The 20,152-nt window shown below is 41.4% G+C and carries 23 protein-coding genes and 1 tRNA gene; 13 read left to right on the forward strand and 11 right to left on the reverse strand.

Annotation, left to right across the window (positions count from 1 at the left end):
* The first annotated feature begins 185 nt into the window (after positions 1–185).
* Complete coding sequence (locus JMX82_RS07635; protein ID WP_201540092.1) at positions 186–1,421, forward strand: amidohydrolase family protein; 1,236 nt, start codon at positions 186–188, stop codon at positions 1,419–1,421.
* Positions 1,422–1,636: 215 nt separating this feature from the next.
* Here JMX82_RS07635 and JMX82_RS07640 read toward each other — a convergent pair whose 3' ends face one another.
* Together JMX82_RS07640 and JMX82_RS07645 are read right to left on the reverse strand one after the other, a co-directional pair.
* Positions 1,637–2,428: a glucose 1-dehydrogenase gene (locus tag JMX82_RS07640; RefSeq protein ID WP_201540093.1), complete on the reverse strand. Its 792-nt coding sequence runs from the start codon at positions 2,426–2,428 to the stop codon at positions 1,637–1,639.
* Positions 2,429–2,717: 289 nt separating this feature from the next.
* Positions 2,718–2,792: transfer RNA gene (locus JMX82_RS07645), tRNA-Gly, on the reverse strand.
* A gap of 671 nt (positions 2,793–3,463) precedes the next feature.
* On the opposite strand from JMX82_RS07645, the gene JMX82_RS07650 reads away from it, so the two are divergent.
* The 4 genes from JMX82_RS07650 (at position 3,464) to JMX82_RS07665 (ending at position 5,970) form a co-directional block, all read left to right on the forward strand.
* Positions 3,464–4,276, forward strand: a complete 813-nt coding sequence (locus JMX82_RS07650) for a M48 family metallopeptidase (RefSeq protein ID WP_045453551.1) — start codon at positions 3,464–3,466, stop codon at positions 4,274–4,276.
* A 369-nt stretch (positions 4,277–4,645) separates the two neighbouring features.
* Entirely contained in the window at positions 4,646–4,969 is a 324-nt protein-coding gene (locus JMX82_RS07655) for a BolA family protein (protein WP_201540094.1), read from the forward strand.
* Between the two features lie 92 nt (positions 4,970–5,061).
* Positions 5,062–5,421, forward strand: a complete 360-nt coding sequence (locus JMX82_RS07660) for a SirB2 family protein (RefSeq protein ID WP_060491792.1) — start codon at positions 5,062–5,064, stop codon at positions 5,419–5,421.
* A gap of 147 nt (positions 5,422–5,568) precedes the next feature.
* The gene (locus JMX82_RS07665) at positions 5,569–5,970 is read left to right on the forward strand and encodes a hypothetical protein (RefSeq protein WP_201540095.1); all 402 of its coding nucleotides are present in this window, start codon (positions 5,569–5,571) and stop codon (positions 5,968–5,970) included.
* Positions 5,971–6,130: 160 nt separating this feature from the next.
* Here JMX82_RS07665 and trxC read toward each other — a convergent pair whose 3' ends face one another.
* The 3 genes from trxC to JMX82_RS07680 form a co-directional block, all read right to left on the reverse strand.
* Positions 6,131–6,568 carry a thioredoxin TrxC gene (trxC, locus tag JMX82_RS07670; RefSeq protein ID WP_201540096.1) on the reverse strand — a complete coding sequence of 146 codons (438 nt, stop codon included), beginning with the start codon at positions 6,566–6,568 and terminating at the stop codon, positions 6,131–6,133.
* Between the two features lie 97 nt (positions 6,569–6,665).
* The gene (locus JMX82_RS07675; RefSeq protein ID WP_045444095.1) at positions 6,666–6,848 is read right to left on the reverse strand and encodes a DUF2892 domain-containing protein; all 183 of its coding nucleotides are present in this window, start codon (positions 6,846–6,848) and stop codon (positions 6,666–6,668) included.
* A 338-nt stretch (positions 6,849–7,186) separates the two neighbouring features.
* Positions 7,187–8,059 carry an MBL fold metallo-hydrolase gene (locus JMX82_RS07680; protein ID WP_198330187.1) on the reverse strand — a complete coding sequence of 291 codons (873 nt, stop codon included), beginning with the start codon at positions 8,057–8,059 and terminating at the stop codon, positions 7,187–7,189.
* A 279-nt stretch (positions 8,060–8,338) separates the two neighbouring features.
* Here JMX82_RS07680 and JMX82_RS07685 point away from each other — a divergent pair, with 279 nt between their 5' ends.
* The 5 genes from JMX82_RS07685 to JMX82_RS07705 all read left to right on the forward strand — a co-directional run bounded on the left by JMX82_RS07685 (position 8,339) and on the right by JMX82_RS07705 (position 12,560).
* Positions 8,339–8,707, forward strand: a complete 369-nt coding sequence (locus tag JMX82_RS07685) for an ArsR/SmtB family transcription factor (protein ID WP_319020723.1) — start codon at positions 8,339–8,341, stop codon at positions 8,705–8,707.
* 238 nt (positions 8,708–8,945) lie between these two features.
* Positions 8,946–10,655, forward strand: coding sequence for a SulP family inorganic anion transporter (locus JMX82_RS07690; protein WP_201540097.1), 1,710 nt, complete (start codon positions 8,946–8,948; stop codon positions 10,653–10,655).
* A gap of 217 nt (positions 10,656–10,872) precedes the next feature.
* Positions 10,873–11,199, forward strand: coding sequence for a beta-lactamase hydrolase domain-containing protein (locus JMX82_RS07695; protein ID WP_060491797.1), 327 nt, complete (start codon positions 10,873–10,875; stop codon positions 11,197–11,199).
* Between the two features lie 128 nt (positions 11,200–11,327).
* Complete coding sequence (locus tag JMX82_RS07700; RefSeq protein ID WP_021813753.1) at positions 11,328–11,660, forward strand: TIGR01244 family sulfur transferase; 333 nt, start codon at positions 11,328–11,330, stop codon at positions 11,658–11,660.
* A 153-nt stretch (positions 11,661–11,813) separates the two neighbouring features.
* Positions 11,814–12,560 carry a glutathione S-transferase family protein gene (locus tag JMX82_RS07705; protein WP_201540098.1) on the forward strand — a complete coding sequence of 249 codons (747 nt, stop codon included), beginning with the start codon at positions 11,814–11,816 and terminating at the stop codon, positions 12,558–12,560.
* A gap of 16 nt (positions 12,561–12,576) precedes the next feature.
* On the opposite strand, the gene JMX82_RS07710 is transcribed toward JMX82_RS07705, so the two are convergent.
* From JMX82_RS07710 to ahpF, 4 genes are all read right to left on the reverse strand, one after another.
* Positions 12,577–13,398 carry a hypothetical protein gene (locus tag JMX82_RS07710; RefSeq protein ID WP_201540099.1) on the reverse strand — a complete coding sequence of 274 codons (822 nt, stop codon included), beginning with the start codon at positions 13,396–13,398 and terminating at the stop codon, positions 12,577–12,579.
* Between the two features lie 88 nt (positions 13,399–13,486).
* On the reverse strand, positions 13,487–13,918 hold the full coding sequence (locus JMX82_RS07715) for a hypothetical protein (protein ID WP_201540100.1): 432 nt from the start codon (positions 13,916–13,918) through the stop codon (positions 13,487–13,489).
* A gap of 15 nt (positions 13,919–13,933) precedes the next feature.
* Positions 13,934–14,332: a hypothetical protein gene (locus JMX82_RS07720; RefSeq protein WP_201540101.1), complete on the reverse strand. Its 399-nt coding sequence runs from the start codon at positions 14,330–14,332 to the stop codon at positions 13,934–13,936.
* Between the two features lie 130 nt (positions 14,333–14,462).
* Entirely contained in the window at positions 14,463–16,040 is a 1,578-nt protein-coding gene (gene ahpF, locus JMX82_RS07725; protein WP_201540102.1) for an alkyl hydroperoxide reductase subunit F, read from the reverse strand.
* Positions 16,041–16,542: 502 nt separating this feature from the next.
* Here ahpF and JMX82_RS07730 point away from each other — a divergent pair.
* Positions 16,543–16,791, forward strand: coding sequence for a YdcH family protein (locus JMX82_RS07730; RefSeq protein WP_045444089.1), 249 nt, complete (start codon positions 16,543–16,545; stop codon positions 16,789–16,791).
* A 173-nt stretch (positions 16,792–16,964) separates the two neighbouring features.
* Here the strand turns inward: JMX82_RS07730 and ahpC are convergent, their stop codons facing one another.
* Positions 16,965–17,531 carry an alkyl hydroperoxide reductase subunit C gene (gene ahpC / locus JMX82_RS07735; protein ID WP_045453533.1) on the reverse strand — a complete coding sequence of 189 codons (567 nt, stop codon included), beginning with the start codon at positions 17,529–17,531 and terminating at the stop codon, positions 16,965–16,967.
* 348 nt (positions 17,532–17,879) lie between these two features.
* On the opposite strand from ahpC, the gene JMX82_RS07740 reads away from it, so the two are divergent.
* Together JMX82_RS07740 and JMX82_RS07745 are read left to right on the forward strand one after the other, a co-directional pair.
* Positions 17,880–18,788 (forward strand): hydrogen peroxide-inducible genes activator, encoded by a 909-nt coding sequence (locus JMX82_RS07740; protein WP_201540103.1) that lies wholly within the window; start codon positions 17,880–17,882, stop codon positions 18,786–18,788.
* A 45-nt stretch (positions 18,789–18,833) separates the two neighbouring features.
* Positions 18,834–19,517, forward strand: coding sequence for a hypothetical protein (locus tag JMX82_RS07745; protein WP_201540104.1), 684 nt, complete (start codon positions 18,834–18,836; stop codon positions 19,515–19,517).
* On the opposite strand, the gene JMX82_RS07750 is transcribed toward JMX82_RS07745, so the two are convergent.
* Positions 19,495–20,100 (reverse strand): methyltransferase domain-containing protein, encoded by a 606-nt coding sequence (locus JMX82_RS07750; protein WP_201540105.1) that lies wholly within the window; start codon positions 20,098–20,100, stop codon positions 19,495–19,497. The two genes, JMX82_RS07745 and JMX82_RS07750, sit on opposite strands and share 23 nt — an antisense overlap.
* Positions 20,101–20,152: the final 52 nt, after the last annotated feature.

Here is a 20,152-nt window from a genome sequence, read left to right on the forward strand (position 1 = left end):
ATTCCATATATTAGACTCGATGACGCTTCTTGCCCCTAACCACTCATGAACAAAAAACGACCGTTGAGTAGGAAAAAATAAAAACATCGAATAGTCATGCGGATTTAAAGTTTAAAACCCCCACTCTTGACACTAAAATGCCATTGATCATTAAGTCATTTCAAGCAAAAAAATAAGGAAAAACGATGCCCGATTTACTTATAAAAAATGCCCAATTACCCAATCATAAAAATTTGGTCAATATCAGTATAAACGGCGCTTATATTGAGAGCATTGACGACATTTCGGAAAAACCTGAACATGATGATGCGCCAAAAGCAATTTACGATGCTAAAGGTTACTTTGTCTGTGCAGGATTCTATGAGAGCCACATTCACCTTGATAAAGCCTGCATCCTTGATCGCTGTACTATAGAGCAAGGTGATTTAAACGAGGCTGTTGAAGAAACAGGTAAGGCTAAAAAGGATTTTACGGAAATAGATGTGTTTAATCGTGCTTCACGAGTGATTGAGATGGCGATTAAAAAAGGCACCGTTGGTCTGCGCACCTTTGTTGAAACAGATTCAAAAACAGAGATGCGTGCCTTTAATGCCATCAAAAAAGTCCGCGACACCTATGCATTTGCCATCGATATAGAGATTTGCGCCTTTGCGCAATCAGGATTGACCAATGACCTGCATACTCATGAGCTACTAAAACTGGCATTGTCGCAAGGCGCTGATTTGGTTGGCGGGTGTCCATACAAAGATGAGAATTCTCACAAGCATATTGAAATGGTGTTTGATTTGGCTGAGCAGTTTGACGTCGATGTTGATTTTCATCTGGATTTTGATCTGGATCCACAAGGCTCGAGCATTCCAAAATTGGTTGAAGAAACCATCAAGCGCCATTATCAAGGTCGCGTGTCTATTGGTCATGTGACTAAATTATCGGCGATGGACAAAGACAAACGTATAGAAATGGCTGCCTTACTGAAATTCGCTGACATTACCTTGACCGTGTTACCAGCCACCGACATATTTTTGAATGGGCGTGATTATGATGCGCTCATTCCTAGAGGCATGGTCAACGCCAATGAGCTATTAGCAATGGGCATCAATACGACTATTTCTAGTAATAATATTTTAAATGCTTTCACGCCTTACGGTGATGCCTCACTGATTAGAATGGCAAATATGTATGCCAATATCACTCAATTAGCAAAAGATGAGCAGATAGCGGAGGTATTCGATATGATTAGCAAAAATGCAGCGAAGCTTTTGTCACGGCAAACGGAGATTAAAGTAGGAGCACCGGCTACCTTAGTCATATTAGAAGCGAAAGACGCGGTAGAAGCGATTAGAATCAATTCACAAGCCATAGCAGGCTTTAAAAATGGCAAGCAAACCTTTTGCAATGAGGTTGCTCATATTTGCTTTTAATAACTTGAGTTACTTGAATACTCTTTAATTGAGCACATTCAGTCAACTGAAAGATACAGCCTATCAATGCGCCAGCATCTTTATCATAAAACATAGGTCTAAAACGATAAAAGCGTCACCCAACTATACATTGGATGACGCTTTTCATAACGGCTTTTTTACTATTTACTATAGCTTTAACATCATGGTTTAAATACTTTCATATGCAGATAAACTTAGTCTAAGGTCTGCACACCGCCGCCATTCACAAATATGGTTTGACCACTGACCCACTCAGATAGTGGTGCGGCAAAATACAGCATAGCACCAGCGATATCATCGGCTTCACCCAAACGTTGAATCGGCGTATGCTCTAGCATTTTCTTTTCGATTTCTGGTGTTAGTACAGTTTTTAACGCATCAGTACGCGTGGCACCAGGGCCAACCGCATTGACACGTACCTCAGGGCCAAAATCATGTGCCAAGTTCGCCACCATATGATTGACAGCCGCTTTTGATCCTGCATAACCACTCATGTTCGGGCTTTTATTGATACTCGACATCGAAGTGGTAAATACAATCGAGCCATAACCCGACGCTTTCATGTGTGGCACGCATAACTGCGACAAGCGCCAGCCACTAAAAACATTCAACTCAAAGTCACGGCGAATATCATCGACCGATGCTGTGGCTGGGTTTTCACGACCACCGCCGCCGCCACCAGCATTATTGATTAAAATATTGACAGTGCCAAATTCAGCGACGACCTTATCTACCATAGCGACCAAATCTTCATCTTTTAAGATATTACATTCGACTGCCAAGCCTCTGACACCATACACTTCGATATCCTTGACCGCAGCCTTTGCATCTTCTAGTTTTAAATCAGCGATAGCGATATTTGCCCCAGCTTGTGCTAGACGTAACGCCGTTGCTTTACCAATACCATTTGCACCACCTGTCACAATTGCGGTTTTTCCTGACAGATCAAATAATTCATTAAATGCTCTATGTTTGAATTCTTGCATAATTATTCCTTATTATCATCATGGTCTATAGATGGATTATTTGTTGTTATATTCGTTTAAACGATCTATATAATTATGCGTGATTAAACTGAGGCTAATGTGTCAAATTGACCACCTTTTGTAACTTAGTTTTGGCGCTGCAACTTTTAGTAATCTATGTCGTGAATTCCGTCGATAGTAACTTGGCATGTCATCGAAATGTTCTTAAGAAATAATGACAATCCTTAAAATCAGGACAAAAAAAAGCCTCACAATAAAGTGAGGCTTTGATGCTTTTTCAAGCCATATTTGGAGCGGGAAAAGAGATTCGAACTCTCGACCCCAACCTTGGCAAGGTTATGCTCTACCACTGAGCTATTCCCGCTGATTATCGAATTGTAGTGTTGTTAACAACAACTCCGTCTCGATAGGCTGGCTATTCTATCAGATATTCTAACCCTGTCAACCTCATTTTTAACGTTTATTTCCAATATTATGTCTTTAACTCGCTATTTATTGATGTAATTATCATAAATAATTGATTTAGAAAAAATTATTTATTTTAAATAATATCAATTATTTTTCACAATAATGTTAAAAATCTAAAGCTCTGTCCTTGTAGGTAGTATCTCATTACCTATGAGACTATTTTTTGACTGAGATTTATGCCGCCTATCAAGTTTATAGACGTTAATAGCGAAAAATAGATTTGTTGGTGTCAACGTCCCTCTCACTTACAATCCTACGCTGTATTGTTACTTTTCCTGCATTGGTTTTGCCTTAGTAACATTATTATACTTATGCCTAATGACAGTTCGGGTAAAATTTTACTGTTGAGGTCACGTAGCAAGCATAGGTAGAACATTAATAAAAAATTGCCTTACTTGCTGCTTTGACTCTTTATTCCACAAAAAATTTAATTCGAGTCATTTGAATGATAATTGTTTCAACGATAGTCGCTTTGCTATTAATAGCCGCTTTGATAACAGCCACTTTGTTATTAACCGCCACTTTGTTCTATTTTACTTTTTATCATTTACAGCGAGGATGTTTATTATGAAAAAATTACTGACCAGCACCGTGATGGCCGCTTCATTGTCGGCACTAGCCCTGACAGGCTGTACTAGCACCACCAGTACTGGGGCCGTTGGCGTTGACCGTCAGCAGCTATTACTGGTTTCTAGTGAGCAAGTTTTGCAGCTGTCTGCACAGAGTTATGCCAAAACGTTGCAAGAAGCAAAAGCGCGCGGCGTACTAGATACCAATAAAGCTCAGCTTAATCGCTTAAAGAACATCGCTAATCGTTTGGTCGGTCAGGTCGGCGTCTACCGTCCAGATGCGGCGAAATGGCAATGGGAAGTTCATACGATCAAATCTAATGAGCTGAATGCCTTTGTGGTGCCGGGTGGCAAAATCATGTTTTACTCGGGTATCATTGACCGCCTGAATCTCACCGATGACGAGATTGCGGCTATTATGGGTCATGAGATGTCACATGCGCTGCGTGAGCACTCACGTGAGCGCCTATCGCGTCAGTATGCGACGCAGACTGGTATCGGCGTGGCTGCTAGCATCTTTGGACTGTCACAAGGTCAAGCTGAACTAGCAAACGTTGCTGGGGATTTGGGGCTGAGCCGTCCACACAGTCGCACACAAGAAGCTGAAGCCGATCAGATTGGTCTAGAGTTAATGGCACGTGCTGGCTATAATCCGCAAGCAGCGGTTACCTTATGGCAGAAAATGCAAAGCGCAAGCCAAGGTGAGCCACCGCAGTTCTTAAGCACTCACCCGACCAGCAGCAATCGTATTGCTCAATTGCAATCGTTAATGCCTAAAGTGATGCCGCTTTATCAAAAAGCGCGCCGCTAACGAGATTGTTAGATTTCATGCTTTGAGTAAATGGCTGTTACTTATAATAATTGTTACTTATAAAAGCAGAGTACAGGTTATCAATCGTGCTCTGCTTTTTTTATGCTGATAGCTAACAGGTACCGCTACTTGCCATGACCAGCTATTATGTATCGTCATTAAAGACAGTATGTTAAAAAGAATATCTTTCATTGCTATATTTTTTAAAAACAGGATAGCTCAAAAGTGTAATCGCTTACAGGCACACGCAACTTAATAGCAGGCTTTACCGCTAATAGCGTCTGCTATAATGGGCATTATTTGCAATTCACAAATTGCTAAGTATGATACCGCCAAGTACTATTAGGCAAAATATATGGAAAGATTATTATGAGTAAAACACCGACTGCTGATGCGCTCAATGCTGAGCTACAAGCGTTGCAGCCGCAACATATAGAATTGTTGAATGAGTCAATGAATCATTCTGGTTATTTTGATGGTAAAGAAAGCCATTTTAAGCTTACGATTGTTAGTGATGCTTTTGAAGGCAAAAGATTGGTCGCACGGCATCAGCTTGTATATGGACTGGCAAACTCCTTATTAACCTCGCAAGGTGGTCAAATCCATGCTTTAGCGATTCATGCTTACACCCCAATAGAATGGCAAGGTCAAAGCCCTGATAGTCCGTTATGTGCTGGACAAAACAAGAGCTAATAACAAACTATTGCGAAGATAGTGTTTTCCATACCATCATTATATGTAACCAGTAAGCGCTGAAACTGCACCTTTAAAGGAAATAATATCTCATGAAACATCTACACATGCTCATGGCTGTATTGCTCATTGCCCTGTTTTTATATCAGAGCTATTTGGTATTAAGCTCAAACAAGCAAGCGCCACGCGTGGTCAAAATCTCTTCGCACATTCTCTATGCCCTCATTATTGTGTCAGGGGCAGTCATGCTAATGCAGCTGATGAGTGCCAATGCACCCATACAATGGGTGTTTGCAAAAGTAATCTTACTCGTTGCGGCTATCAGTGCCAGTATTAAAGCGTTCAATAATAACGCCACATCTAGCCAAAGAAAGACCGGTATTCTTATTGCTGGAGCGGCATATGTGGGCATTGTGGTACTAGCCTTTGCTAAACCTGGTAACTTATTTTAATAAACATATAACATTTTGATTGCACAAATACTTATATTACTAGCATTGAAAATATTTAATAATTGCTACATTTTCAATATCTTAATCCCATTATTTTTGCTATCTTACATAAATACAATCGCCTTAACCTAGCCTAATGGAGCCACTATGAAAACTCTTACTGCAGCGACACTACTGGCGACAGCTGGCTTTTTTGGTCTCTCAGGCTGTGCCTCGACGGGCAATGTCACGCCACAATATGTGCCGCCAAGCACGTATCAAAGTTACGATTGCCAAGCCCTTAGTCAAGAATATACCCGCGTCAATCGCTATGTCGATGCGGCGCGCAACGAGCAATCAACTTTATCCGCCTCAGGTGTCGGGGTTGGGGTTTCTGCGGGACGTTGGGGCATCTCCCCTAATATTAGTTTTGGCGTTGGCAAAAGCAACAATACTAAGGCGCGCGATGCAAAATTATCACGACTCTATGGCGAGCGTGATGCCATCATTCAATCCGCCCGCATTCAGCGTTGTAGCTTTGCCAATGGTGTCAAGATTTATGGCGAGTAATGTATGATAGGTTATGTTTAATAGATTATATTTAATAAGTTAAGTTTGATAAGTAATATTTAACTGTTCAATCCTTTGATGACTTTAGATAGTATTTGTTATAAAAAAGCCAGCATGCAATAAGCATACTGGCTTTTTTATAATCATAATCCGTTAAAACTCAAGAATGTAAGCTTTGTACCCACTGAACAATTTGATCATTAGGTAACGCACCTGACTGCCGTGCTATCTCTATACCATTTTTGAAAGCCACCATGGTTGGCAAACTGCGAATATTATAAGGTGCCGCCGCTTGCTCATATTTATCGGTTTGTATTTTGGCAAAAACCACTTGTGGCAGTTGCGCCGCTGCGGCTTTGAACTGCGGTGCCATCATTAGACACGGCTGGCACCAACTCGCCCAAAAATCAACTATGGTCAAGACCTCATTTTTTTGAATGACTTTACGAACCGTTTGGGCATTTAGTTCATGAGGACTCCCCTTTAATAACGGCTGACCACATTTGCCGCAATTTGGCGCAGCACTAAGTTTGGCTGCTGGTATGCGGTTGGTTGCCTGACAATGTGGGCAGACCAGATGAGAGTTTTGCTCACTCATTATAAGACTCCTATACAAGTAGCATGGGTATTGGTCAATCAAAGTATCCAATACCCATGCCTGATTATGTATTTATGACAATAAATCTAGCGACTATTTAACGCTTGCAGGTATTCATCCCAAGCATTTTATACAAAGGGCAAAAGCGGAAGAGTCCTGTGAGTAAAGGCACTAAGCCAATCACACCCCACCAGCTTTGAAAATACAAACCCAAGCCGATAATCACGACACCCGCGATAATACGTAGTAAACGCTCAGTACTGCCGATATTAATTTCCATGGTTCAATCCTTAAGTGTGAAGGCTTAATGGTAGAGGAGTAATATAGCCATGTGTTTACGGTAAAGACTAGGGCGTGTCTTCATTTCAAAAATGGAGATAAAAATGAGATAAATTGCCGTCAAACAAGAAAAATAGCGTAGATAATATCGGGATATTAACAAGCTATTTGACGATGTTTGGCAATATTTATCCATTTTTAGCCCATTTAGATGACTATTGAGTGAATTGAAGACACGCCCTAGCATTATGATGGCTTATACTCGTATTGTGCTTACGTAACGTTATGCATGTTTATAATGTTTGCTTCTTCTGATGTCTACTTATCCTGATATCTGTCTTATTGCCCAAGTACATTAATCGGTACTTTGAGATAACGGGTACCATTGTCTTCTGGCTCTGGGAAATGACCTGCATCGATGTTTACTTGTACCGATGGAATAATGAGACGCGGCATGTCAAGAGTGGCATCGCGGCGCTCACGCATTTGCACAAACTCTGCTTCATTGATGCCATCTTTGACATGGATATTGCCCAGTTTCTGTGCAGCGACAGTCGTGGTTGGACAGTGCTGACGACCCTTGCTTGGATAATCATGGCACAGATATATTATCGTATCTTCAGGGAGCGCAAGGAGCTTCTTGATTGAGTGGTACAGCGTCTTGGCATCCCCACCTGGAAAGTCACAGCGAGCCGTCCCGACATCAGGAGCAAATAAAGTATCACCAACAAAGACCACGGTCTTTTCATCATCAGTCGCAATATAGGCCATATCTGCGGGCGTATGACCTGGTACATACATGACCGTAATAGTAATATTGCCAAGCACCAAAGTATCGCCCTCATCCGTTAGAATATCGAACTGGCTGGCATCGGTGCGAAAGCTGGTATCAAAGTTGAATATTTGCTTAAATATTTTTTGCACTTCGGTGATATGTTGACCGATTACCAACTGCCCGCCAAGTGTGTCTTTGACATGTATCGCGGCGGATATATGGTCAGCATGCGCATGAGTCTCTATGATGTAAACCAGCTCCCAACCATGCTCGCGGACGAACCCTATCACCTCATCGACGCTAGTAGTACTCGTGCGCCCTGACTTAGCATCAAAATCCAACACAGGATCGATGATGGCACAGACTTGTTGTTGAACGTCCGCGAGTACGTGAGTATAAGTTTCTGTGTCGCTATGTAAGAATGAATGAACTTGCATGGCTACCTCTTTGCTTTTAGATGAATATTTTATTTTTTGATAAATTGTTCAGTATAATATGCACCGGCTTCAGCTTATCGTATTGACCGCCACATATTTATCAACGATGCATACCAATATAGCAACGATTTAACATTTTATCAATTTATATAATGTAAATAATGATAACTTGCTATCCGTGGCAATATCATTGATAATTAATCCTATCTTAGCTATTAATCCTAAATTTTTTATTATGTCTTATATAAGGAGCTTGCTCTGACTACTTCTACTTCAGCATTGAGCACCTCGACTACTAGCATTGATGATGCGTCATCTAGCGTAGCAGACTTTGCCCCTAAAGACCTTGCTGAGCAAATGCAGCAAGCGTCCATGCAAGCCAGCCAACTATTAAAGTCGCTTTCACATCCTGATCGCTTATTACTATTATGTCAGTTGACTCAAGGAGAATATTGCGTCAGCGAGCTCGAAAGCTTAGTCGGTGTTGGTCAGCCAAGCTTGTCACAGCAGCTTGGTATTCTGCGCAAAGATGCGCTGGTGACGACCCGCCGCGAAGGCAAGCAAATTTATTATAGTATTGCCAGCGACGATGCCTTGGCGGTGTTACATTTGTTGTATGAACGCTTTTGTGCCAAAACCGACAGCTAGTTTGTTGGCTTGAGTTTTTAGCATCACTTGTTAGCGTCATTTTTCAGCATAACTTTATGAATTTAGCGCTTAGCTGTATTTAACCTTTTCTTTTATTCAATTTTTTCTACTATAGTCGGTTCAATATAGTTTAGATACAAGGAAGGCACGCGAAAGTACTACAAATAGTAGACTAAGCGAGCCTGACACCGTATCTGATTTATATAGGATTGAATATATATTGTGATGACATATTGCTATGCCTTCTATCACCGCTCGTCTGATTCCTGCTTGGTTGCGTCAATACCAGCTGTCTGCCTTGCCAACTGACGTTGTTGCTGGGTTGGTGGTTGGGGTGCTCGTCATTCCGCAAAGCTTAGGTTATGCGGTATTGGCAGGATTGCCACCCGTCTATGGGCTCTACGCGGCCATCGTTCCCGTGCTGGTCTATGCATGGATAGGCTCGAGTAATGTGCAAGCAGTAGGGCCTGTCGCTATTACTGCGATTATGACAGCCAGCAGCCTGCACCCTTATGCTACAGAGGGCACTCAGCAATATATATTGATGGCAAGTTTGCTATCATTGATGGTTGGTACGATGTTATGGCTAGCAGGGCGGCTCAAGCTTGGCTGGATTATGCAGTTTATCAGTCGCGGCGTTTCAGCAGGCTTTATCAGTGGTGCAGCCGTATTGATTTTTGTCAGTCAGCTTAAATACCTGACCGCGATTCCTATTGCTGGAAATAACTTAATCGGTTATCTATCAAGCATGCAAATGTATGCGCGCCAGCTACACCCGCTAACCTTAGTTATTGGCGTCATTGCTTTTGCACTGTTGGTGGCCAATCGCTACGGTAGCAAATGGCTATGGAAATCTTGGTTATCAGTGTCTTATGCCAAATGGGCTGAGCGACTATTTCCGCTTATTTTGCTCGGTATTGCGATTGTTTTGAGCATCAGCTTACACTGGACAACGAACGGCGTGGCGACGATTGGGAGTATTCCACAAGGCTTACCAACCTTTACCCTGCCCTATGCACCAGACTTCGATGAAGCGCTGAATCTATTACCTAGCGCAGGTTTGATGGCATTGATTATCTTTGTCTCTAGCAGCTCCGTCGCCAGCAACTATGCACGCCTGCGCGGTGAGGCTTTTAACGCCAATAGTGAGCTGACTGGACTGGGACTTGCCAATATGGCGGGTGGCTTTTTTCAAGGCTTTACCGTCGCTGGTGGCTTTTCGCGCACCGCTATCAATGCCGACTCAGGTGCCAAAACACCAGTTGCAAGTTTAGTAACTGTGCTGGTCATGATTGCTGCTTTAATCGCTTTTGGCAATGTACTCGCACCATTGCCCTACGCTTTATTGGGCGCAACCATCATGGCATCGATCATCGGTCTCATTGATATGGCAACCTTGAAATCGGCATGGCAACGCGACCGTCTAGATGCGGCCAGCTTTTTGGCGGCATTCGTTGGTGTGCTGATATTTGGATTAAATACTGGCTTGGTGATTGGTTTGATGGTGTCGTTTGCTAGCCTCATTTGGCAATCGAGTAAACCGCACGTCGCTGTGGTTGGGCAGCTAGCTGGCACAGGGCATTTTCGCAATATAAACCGTCACGATGTGGTGACCTTTAGCAATTTATTGATGCTGCGTATCGATGAGAGCTTATTTTTTGGCAATAGTGAATCCGTCCATCGTAGGGTCATACAAGCCACTCAGCAATATCCAGAAGCGCATGAGGTCATACTCATCATGTCAGCAGTCAATCACATTGACCTGACCGGACAAGAGATGCTTATCAGTCTTAATCAAGAGCTGTTGAACCAAAATAAACATTTAAACTTTAGCTTTATTAAAGGACCAGTAATGGACATCATCGAGCATACTCCGGTCATTACCACCCTCTCAGGTCAAGTTTATTTAAGCACGATGGATGCGGTAAATGCGCTAACAGATATCTAATCGGTCTGTGAGACATATGTTGCTCAATCAAGCATAATTATTATTATGCTGTGACAAAATATAGATATGATAAAAGCTGTGTTATGCTAAATTGGTATAAGCCCTTAAAAAATACAGCCTTTAGAAGAGATACCTAAAGTACAGCCTTTATACAATGGCGCTTAGCTACAATACGATACCTCCAAACGTCTTTTAATATACGCGACCGAAACGACTTATGACCGATAATTTAACTATTTATAAGCAAATTTATCCAAGCCAATGCACCAAGATTGCTGAGCTTGGCTACCGCTCCGTGCTCAATATTCGTCCTGATGCCGAGACAGAAACGCAGCCCAATAGCGGCGACTTTACCAGTGCCACGGCAAAAGCCAACCTTACTTATCATCATTTACCCTTTGATGATGAGCGCTTGAGCATGGCGACTGTCGAGCAATTTGCGGCGTTTTATCGCTCGATGCCTAAACCGATATTGATGTTTTGCGGGACAGGTGCACGTGCTAAATTGTTATATCAAAGCGCATTGATGCAAGGTTTGTTATAACCGTTACTATAAAAAATCGATAATGCTTACATACGGTCTCTTTAGAAAGTTGCCTATTAAGATTAGGCTAAGATTCTGTATCTTACGCCACACACTTTATTTAGTATAAAAAATAAAAAGGAGCTCTTATGAGCCATCAAATTAGTATTACTGGACAAATCACCCCTGATCAAGTACCTATGATTGCTGAAAATGGTTTTAAAACCATTATTAACAACCGTCCAGATGGTGAAGAGCCGAACCAACCGACCAGCGCTGAGATTGAAGCTGCTGCTAAAAAAGCAGGTCTTGCTTATAAAGAAGTGTCTTTCGCTGGTAGTGAGCTTAATCAAAACCATGTCGAAGAATTTGCTGATTTCTTCAATCAAGCTGAACAGCCAATGCTAATTTTTTGCCGTACTGGCAACCGCTCAACGGGTATCTACGAAGCGGCTAAGCGTATGGATTTATTAGACGACTGATAGTGGTTTAAATATAATCGCTACTGCTGAAAAAACGCCCGTCCAAATTTTGGATGGGCGTTTTTTATTGGAATTACTAAACTATAGACTGGTCAATTTTCAGCATTGGGTACATAATCAAATTTTATTTATATAATTTGATAGGATTTCATGATGCAAAAACTGCTACTCATCATCGGTAATAAAAACTATTCCTCTTGGTCATTACGAGCTTGGCTATTACTCAAAGCCTTTAATGTTGACTTCAATGAGCAACTGATTGAGCTGTTTCATCCATCAGCGACACCCATTCTCAATGAGCATGCGCCAACAGGCAAAGTGCCAGTTTTGGTCTATGGTGAAGGTGATGAAAAAGTCACGGTCTGGGATACTTTAGCGATAGCCATTCACGCCAATGATTATTTGACAGAATTAGATCTTTGGACAGGATTTAAGAAGTCTGATGCTAAGAACAATACCAGCAACAGAATAAACAGCGCTTATTGCCAAAGCATCGTCGCTGAGATGCACTCAGGGTTCATAGGTATTCGTAGTGAGATGCCGATGAACATTCGAGCTAAAGCAAAAATACAACCTAGCAATGCCTGCTTAAATGATATCGCGCGTATAGAAACAATATTCGAAGATTGCCTGAAAGAGCGCTCAAAGGACAGCTACTTGTTTGGCTCATTTACGGCTGCTGATGCTTTTTTTGCACCAGTTATTCTACGTTTGCAAACGTATGCCGATGCCTCTGACATAGCATTGAAATCAACGACCAAACAGTATTGTGAGACGATGTTAAACAATCCTCACATACAAGCTTGGCGAGAGGCAGCACTTAAAGAAACTCGCGTAATTAAAGAAGATGAAGCAGGTGAGATACTGTCGGTGGTTGGGGTGTTGGCTGACCAAAAGTGAATCATTGAAAACGAGCTTAATAATTATCTTTTAAAGGATATTCATTAGGCTCTATATAGCCTTTGTTTTTTTGATAATGAATACGATAAGTAGCGTTATGATATTTCTTGCCTTTCACAAATCCATTGAGTGTTATTTCTAAAGGATAAAATCCATTAACCGTTTTACGACTATCGATGGCAAAAGTAGTTTTGGTATTATCGCACTCTGACATATTCTCTTCACATTTCCCAACGTCTTCGTTGTTATGATCCATGCCTATCCAACTCTCTTTGATACCTCCTCCATCGGGTATTAATATGACTAGGTAATCGTTGTAGTACCCTTGGATTGCGTTGCTATGCTTATTTAAAAACCCCCACGCATTCGGTCCGAACTTCTGTAAACGCCATTTAGAAAGACCAAAACCAAAACTTCCAGCGTTAATGGTAGGATTTGCTGATTCTACTTGCCAGCTACTACCTTGTGGTTTCAATACAAGCATACCGACCAAACCACTGTCAAAGCGAGTGTCGGTATACTCCAACGCTTCACCATCCTCATTAAAACTAGCGTTACCTTTCACCACTATATATAAACGTTTACCTTTATCAGTCTCTAATACTCGTTGTCTATCGATTTCAATACAATAGCCCGTAAACTCCCGTTCTCCAGTTAAACCATTATAAGGCCCTGAGGGTGCAATGATACCTTGGCACTGTTGAGCCTTATTATAGATAGGATAGTATTCTTTAATAATCTCATTAACGCTTTTTGCCGATGCAACATTTGATAAGCTCATAAGCGTAATCGCACCAACAACGCTTAAAGTTATTTGTGATAGTTTGAAGTTTGTCATACTTTATCTTTTCCTAAACGATTAACGGTTATTTTTTGCGACAGCTGCAGCGTGATGTACATTACGATATAAACAATAAAGTCGACACTTAAAAACTGACATCTTTCATTGGATAATCATTAGGTACTTGATACCCTAATCGGGGTTGATACTTAATAAGATAGACTTGATTTTTATATACCTTATCATCTTCAAAACCGTTTAGAGTAATCTCTAATGGATAAAAACCATTAATTATCGTCTTCTCGTCAACGCCTAGCTTAGCCTTTAAAAGTGTACAAGTACTGGCATCAGGATTGCTACAACCTCCTGCTGACCCAGATCCTCCATTAGAATGTTCATACTTGGCTTCTACCCAGCTTCTTCTAATATTACTCTTGTCTGGAGTAAGTAAAATAAAAGCTGACCCTGAATGAACCCAATGCGAGTCACTATGAATATTAATAAATCCCCACTTATCAGGGGCAACTTGTATCAGCTTCCAGTCTTTTAGACCTTTACCAGAAGCACCTGCATTCATCGCTGGATTGGCAGATTATACTTCCCAGCCTGAACCTTGTGGCTTTAGAACAAACATGCCTACTAGACCAGAAAAGACGTGTACTCCATACGCTTCGCTACCATCTTCATTAAAACCTATGTCGCCAGTTACCGATACATACAATCTTGTGCCTTGTCTAGTTTCTACCTTCAATTGTCTATCAATTTTAATACAGTAACCGTTTTGATAAAGTGCGCCTTCACCATCTGATGAGCCATTATTAGCCATAATACCTCGACACTGCTTAGCCTCATTATAGATAGGATAGTATTCTTTAATAATCTCATCGACGGTTTGCCCTGCATAAGCATTGGTTACACTAAATATAAACGATATAAAAACCAGACATTTAACCCAATGACTATTTTTGCGAACTGCATATTTATTTTTCACTATTAAGGCTCTCATAAAATATTAACGAACATATGTTAATTGATAAATTTTTACAAGTAGTATATCAGCACCCATAAAAAAACCACCTCAAAAGAGGTGGCTTATTAGACTAAATTTAGCGTGAAATAACTTACTGCATAACCAAGTACTCGAACGCTGATAACGCCGCTTTACTACCCTCACCCATCGCAATATTAATTTGCTTAAATGGCACAGTGGTCACGTCACCACAAGCAAAGATACCTTTGCGATCAGTACGGCAGCGCTCATCAATCTCAATCTCGCCAAAACGGTTCAAATCAACAAAGCCTTTGACAAACGTAGAGTTCGGTACTAAGCCGATCTGTACAAACACCCCTGCCAAGTCACGCTCATGAGTATCACCTGTACTGCGATCTTGATAAACGATCGAAGTCACTTTACCATCAGTCGCTTTAATTTCTTGCGTCGCTGCGCCAGTGATAAATTCGATATTGGCTTTCTCTTTGGCTTTGTTAATCAATACCTGATCCGCTTTTAAATCATCCGCGAACTCAAGCACGGTCACATGCTTCACGATACCAGCAAGATCTAATGCCGCTTCGATACCAGAGTTACCACCACCGACGACAGCAATGTCTTTACCCTTAAAGAATGGGCCATCACAGTGAGCACAGAAAGCCACACCTTTACCGATGTTCTCTTCTTCACCCGGAACACCAAGTTTACGCCACTGAGCACCCGTCGCTAAGATAATACTGCGTGTCTCAAACGTCTCACCCGTGTTTAGATGAATGCGATAGTTTTCATCTTCTGTCTCACTGATTTCTTTGACGCTGACGTGCTCTTTTAAAGTAATATCGTATTCGCGTAAATGCTTTTCAAAGTTCGCTGATAGCTCAGTACCCGTGGTTAAAGGCACAGAAATTAAGTTTTCGATATCCTGCGTGTCTTTCACCTGTCCGCCGATACGATCAGCAACCATCGTCACTTTTAAGCCTTTACGAGCGGTATAAATCGCAGCGGCAACGCCAGCTGGACCTGCACCAATAATCGTCACATCTTGCTGCTCTAACTGCTCAGCATCGTCATCAGCTTCTGCTAACAAGTCAGGAAATTGCTCTTGCAACTTTCCAATCAATTTGGCCGTGTCGATGAGACCATTGGCAAACGGTTTACCATTTAAGAATACCGCTGGTACACCTTGGATGTTATTAGCATCAACCTGCTCTTGGAATAGAGCACCATCAATCATCTCGTTGCTAATACCATCATTCAATAGTGCAAACTGGTTGAGCGCTTGTACCACTTCTGGGCAACTGTGGCAAGATAGCGACACGTAAGTTTGAAACTGTAGTGGCTTATTAAAACGCTTAATCAGCTTTTGAATACTTTCATCCAATTTTAGCGTATGACCACCGGCTTGCAAAATAGCCAAAATCAACGAAGTAAATTCATGACCACCAGGGATACCACTAAAAACAATACCCGTATCAGTCAATGCACCATCGACATGACTAACCACTTTAAAGCTAATTGGACTTGGTAAGCTGTCATCAGTTGCTGTTGCATCAAAATTGATTTTATCTGTGGTGCCAGCGATTTTAGTCAAAAAATTAATCAACTCAGCACGCTTACTATGTTCGCCACTACCCAATACGAAGGTAATTGGACGAGTCATTTTTTCACTGTAACTTTTGATGGCATCTAATAAACTTTTATCTATCATGTTTGTTCCTCATTATTACTGGATATGTAACGGCAACTGTCATGTTGCTCGTTCAAATATAGACTATTTAGTATTAATAATTTTATCTAAAATATTATAGGCCATAAGTTTATGCCCTTTGATGTCTCTATTATCATAGGTTGTGAGGGTTTCGGCAAGCTGAGAAACTCAAACCTTATGTTTTATAAAACCAATCATTAATTATTATTTATAATTAAATTTTAATCTATATGTAGATTATTCTCATGGTAACAAGGCTGTTTTTTCGCTACAATCAAATGAGGTTAATAGGAAAAACTCTTATTTTCCTCGTTGCAGATTGTCTTTTATGCAAGTTTATCAAAGAAGCTTTCTGCTACTATTAGGTCTTATCCATATTGAGCTAAATAGTGTTTTGGCTTAATAAAATCAAGTCTCAAAATCATAGCAATTCATCAAAACAATCTTACGACCATGCGCGGATGCTTACTACAAGCTTGCGCTTCATAACAAGGATGACAACATGAGAAAGACTGATACATGGCAAGATAACAAAGACATTATTGCTGAGCTTAAGCTAAAAGATAGTCATTTTGCGACGATCTTTGATGAGCATACCCAGCTAGATCAGCAGATTAATCAGTTGGATAAAAACTTGGTGACACACACCAGTCGCGATGAAGAAATTGAACTGATGAAACGACGAAAACTGCATTTAAAAGATGAGATTTATAAGATAATTGATAAAAATAAACTACAATCTCATGCTTAGCGCTTCACTTATTATCACGATGCATGAATAAAAACATTTATTGATAAATAACATAAAAAGACCCCATCAACTTATGCTGATGGGGTCTTCATTTATAATGCTGATTTAACTCAAAGTAGGATATACAGCACTACAAATATCTAAAGTATTGAGCCAGTTCGTTAAATCAAGAGTTAGATTTTACCAACAAGATCAAGACTTGGTTTTAACGTTTCTTGACCAGCTTCCCAAGCGGCAGGGCAAACTTCGCCATCGTTTTCACGAACATATTGAGCTGCTTTCACTTTACGTAGCATGTCTTTTGCACTACGGCCAATACCACCAGCATGAATCTCAGCAACTTGAATCAAGCCGTCTGGATCAACTAGGAATGTACCGCGTTCAGCCAAACCTGCTTCTTCGATCATGACGTTAAAGCCACGAGTGATACGGCCAGTAGGATCACCGATCATTGGGTATTGTACTTTACCGATCGCTTCTGAAGAGTCATGCCATGCTTTATGCGTGAAATGAGTATCAGTAGATACTGAGTATACTTCTACGCCCAAACCTTTAAGCTCGTCATAATGAGCCGCCATGTCTTCAAGTTCAGTTGGGCAAACAAAGGTAAAGTCAGCTGGGTAGAATAAAAATATTGCCCAGTTGCCTTTTACATCTTCTGAAGTGATGGTTTTGAATTCACCATTAACGTACGCATCAGCTGAAAATTCTGGGATTTCTTGATTGATAATAGACGCCATGATTGGCTCCTTTATAGTTGATTGATAGTTAAGTTAATTGAAATTTCTTGGTATGATTGTTTCTATTAAGCCTTTACTGCTTTGGGCTACCTGACAAACTATACGCGAATTCTATCGTTAATCCAGTTAAAAGTTTTTAATGTGATGTTTTGTTTTATTAAACTTGTTAAACTATTCTCTCTACTTTTTATCATCAGTGCATTATGCATCAGCCACTATAGAGCATGCGTCAGTCACTATACAGCCGTTAGGTTACGTTAAGATGACATCGAGTTTGGATATCGAATTGGTACACCCAATGAATCAGCCTAATATATCACGTTAAAAGCCCATTAATAGAGAGGTTTTATGATTACTTTACGTCAACTTGAGTTTGCTTTAGCAGTGGCCAAGCACCGTCACTTCAAACGTGCAGCAGAAGACTGTAATATCTCGCAATCGGCACTGAGCTTGGGTATTGCCGAGTTAGAAAAGCAACTGGATACGCAGATTTTTGAGCGTAACAATAAGCAAGTATTGATTACCCCTATTGGTGAAGACATTTTAACGCGGGCGCAGCGAGTTTTTTCTGAAGTCAATGATTTGACCACACGCGCCCATAGCCATCAATCGCCGCTGGCGTATCCGATGACTGTCGGTATCATTCCAACGATTGCGCCTTATCTGTTGCCAAAAGTATTGCCTGCCCTGCGAGCCAATTATCCAGAATTTCGTATGACCATCGTTGAGCAACAAACGGAGCGTTTGCTAGAGCAAGTGCGTTACGGTCATATTGATACGGCTATTATTGCGCTGCCTTATGCGGTCGATGGTTTGCACAGCTTTGAGTTTTGGAGCGAGGATTTCTTTGCCGTATTCCCAAAAGATGATGTGCATGCCAAGCTTGAAACCATCAACGCTGATGAGCTGGCAACCGCCAACCTCATGCTGCTCGGCGAAGGGCATTGCTTGACCGATCAAACCCTTTCTGTCTGTCATTTTGACCGTGCACAGATGAAATCAAGCTTTTCAGATGCCAGTCTAAACACCCTTATACAGATGGCACTTGCCAATATGGGGACGACATTGGTGCCAGAAATGGCGCTCGATCAACTGCATCTGCAAAACCAAAATGCCGTCGCGATACCACTCGCTGAGCAAGGGCCACACCGCCATATTGCCTTTGTCACACGTTTGAACTATGCCCGTGTCGATGACGTCAACTTATTGGGTAAAGTGTTTAAGCAAGCCTTTGAAGATGCTGCTAATAAAGAATAATCTGTTGGTTGTAAATTGCTAGCAGTTATCAAACGAAGGTTAACAATGGACGATTTGTCGCAACTAAATACTGAGCTTGGTACGATTTTCACGTGGCATTTATCCGCTATAAGTAGCCATATCACGCCAGAGCAAGTGAGCATACTTTGGCAGAATATCGCCATACGATATAACGAGCCACAGCGTGCTTATCATAGCTTGCAACATATTCAGCAGTTGTTTGGGCAGTTCGATCAGGTTAAGGATAATTTGCATGAGCCGCATATCATTGCGTTAGCACTGTTGTATCATGATGTGATATATGAACCGACGCGCTCAGATAACGAGCTTAAAAGTGCAGAGTATGCAGTAGAGTCATTAACTGGTTATTTAAATGCGAAGCAATGCCAACATATCTACGCGTTGATTATGATGACGGCTAGTCATCAAATTGACAAATGGTCAAACAAAGCTAAAGAGAGAGAAAAATACAGCGATGCCGCTTATTTACTAGATATGGACTTAAGTATTTTAGGGTCATCTTGGTCAGAGTATGAACAGTATGCTCACGCTGTACGCCAAGAGTATGCGCATGTCTCAGATGGCGATTATCGCGTCGGACGCATGGCCGTATTAAAAAAATTGCTGGCACATCCAACGCTTTATCTGACAGATTATTACTATGAACGGTTAGAAATACAGGCTCGAAAAAATATTGAGCACGAAATTACGCTTTTACACGCATCTTAATAAACAGCTCACTGCCCTGCCGTGCAGGATGTGAATTATAGCTTGGTGCCATGATTTCAATATCAAAGTGCTGCTCAAAACGCCGCTGATATTCAGCTTTTGTGCCGCCGAACGGTGGCTCTTCTCGTCCAAAGTCTTTATCAAAGAGCAAACCAATCAGCTTACCATGCGGTCTCAGTAACGCTGCCATCTGCTGCACATACTCGTCACGGCGTGATGGATTTATCGCACAAAAAAACGTCTGCTCAAGCACCCAATCAAACTGATACTGCTCAGGCGATAACTCAAAAAAGTCGGCACAGATTAAATGCTCAACTGGAAAGTCAGGATAACGCTCAGCAAACGCTGCAATCGGCGCTGGGGCAAAATCAACCAAGGTGACATTGGTAAATCCTTGCTCATGTAAATAACCTACCTCGTAAGCATTGCCCGCACCCGGCACCAGAATCGATTGCTCTTTGGCAGATTCGGGCAGTTGGTCAATATAGGCTTTGAGCGGTGGCGATACCTGTCCCATATCCCAGCCGATACTGTCTTGCTCATAACGCTGCTGCCAAAACTCCGCTTGATTGACGTTTTCCATACGACATCCCTGTAGACAAAATTATTATTTAAACGACACGATTTATATCGTT

Origin of the sequence: Psychrobacter sp. 1044 (assembly GCF_904846525.1) — a bacterium.
Lineage (GTDB): Bacteria > Pseudomonadota > Gammaproteobacteria > Pseudomonadales > Moraxellaceae > Psychrobacter.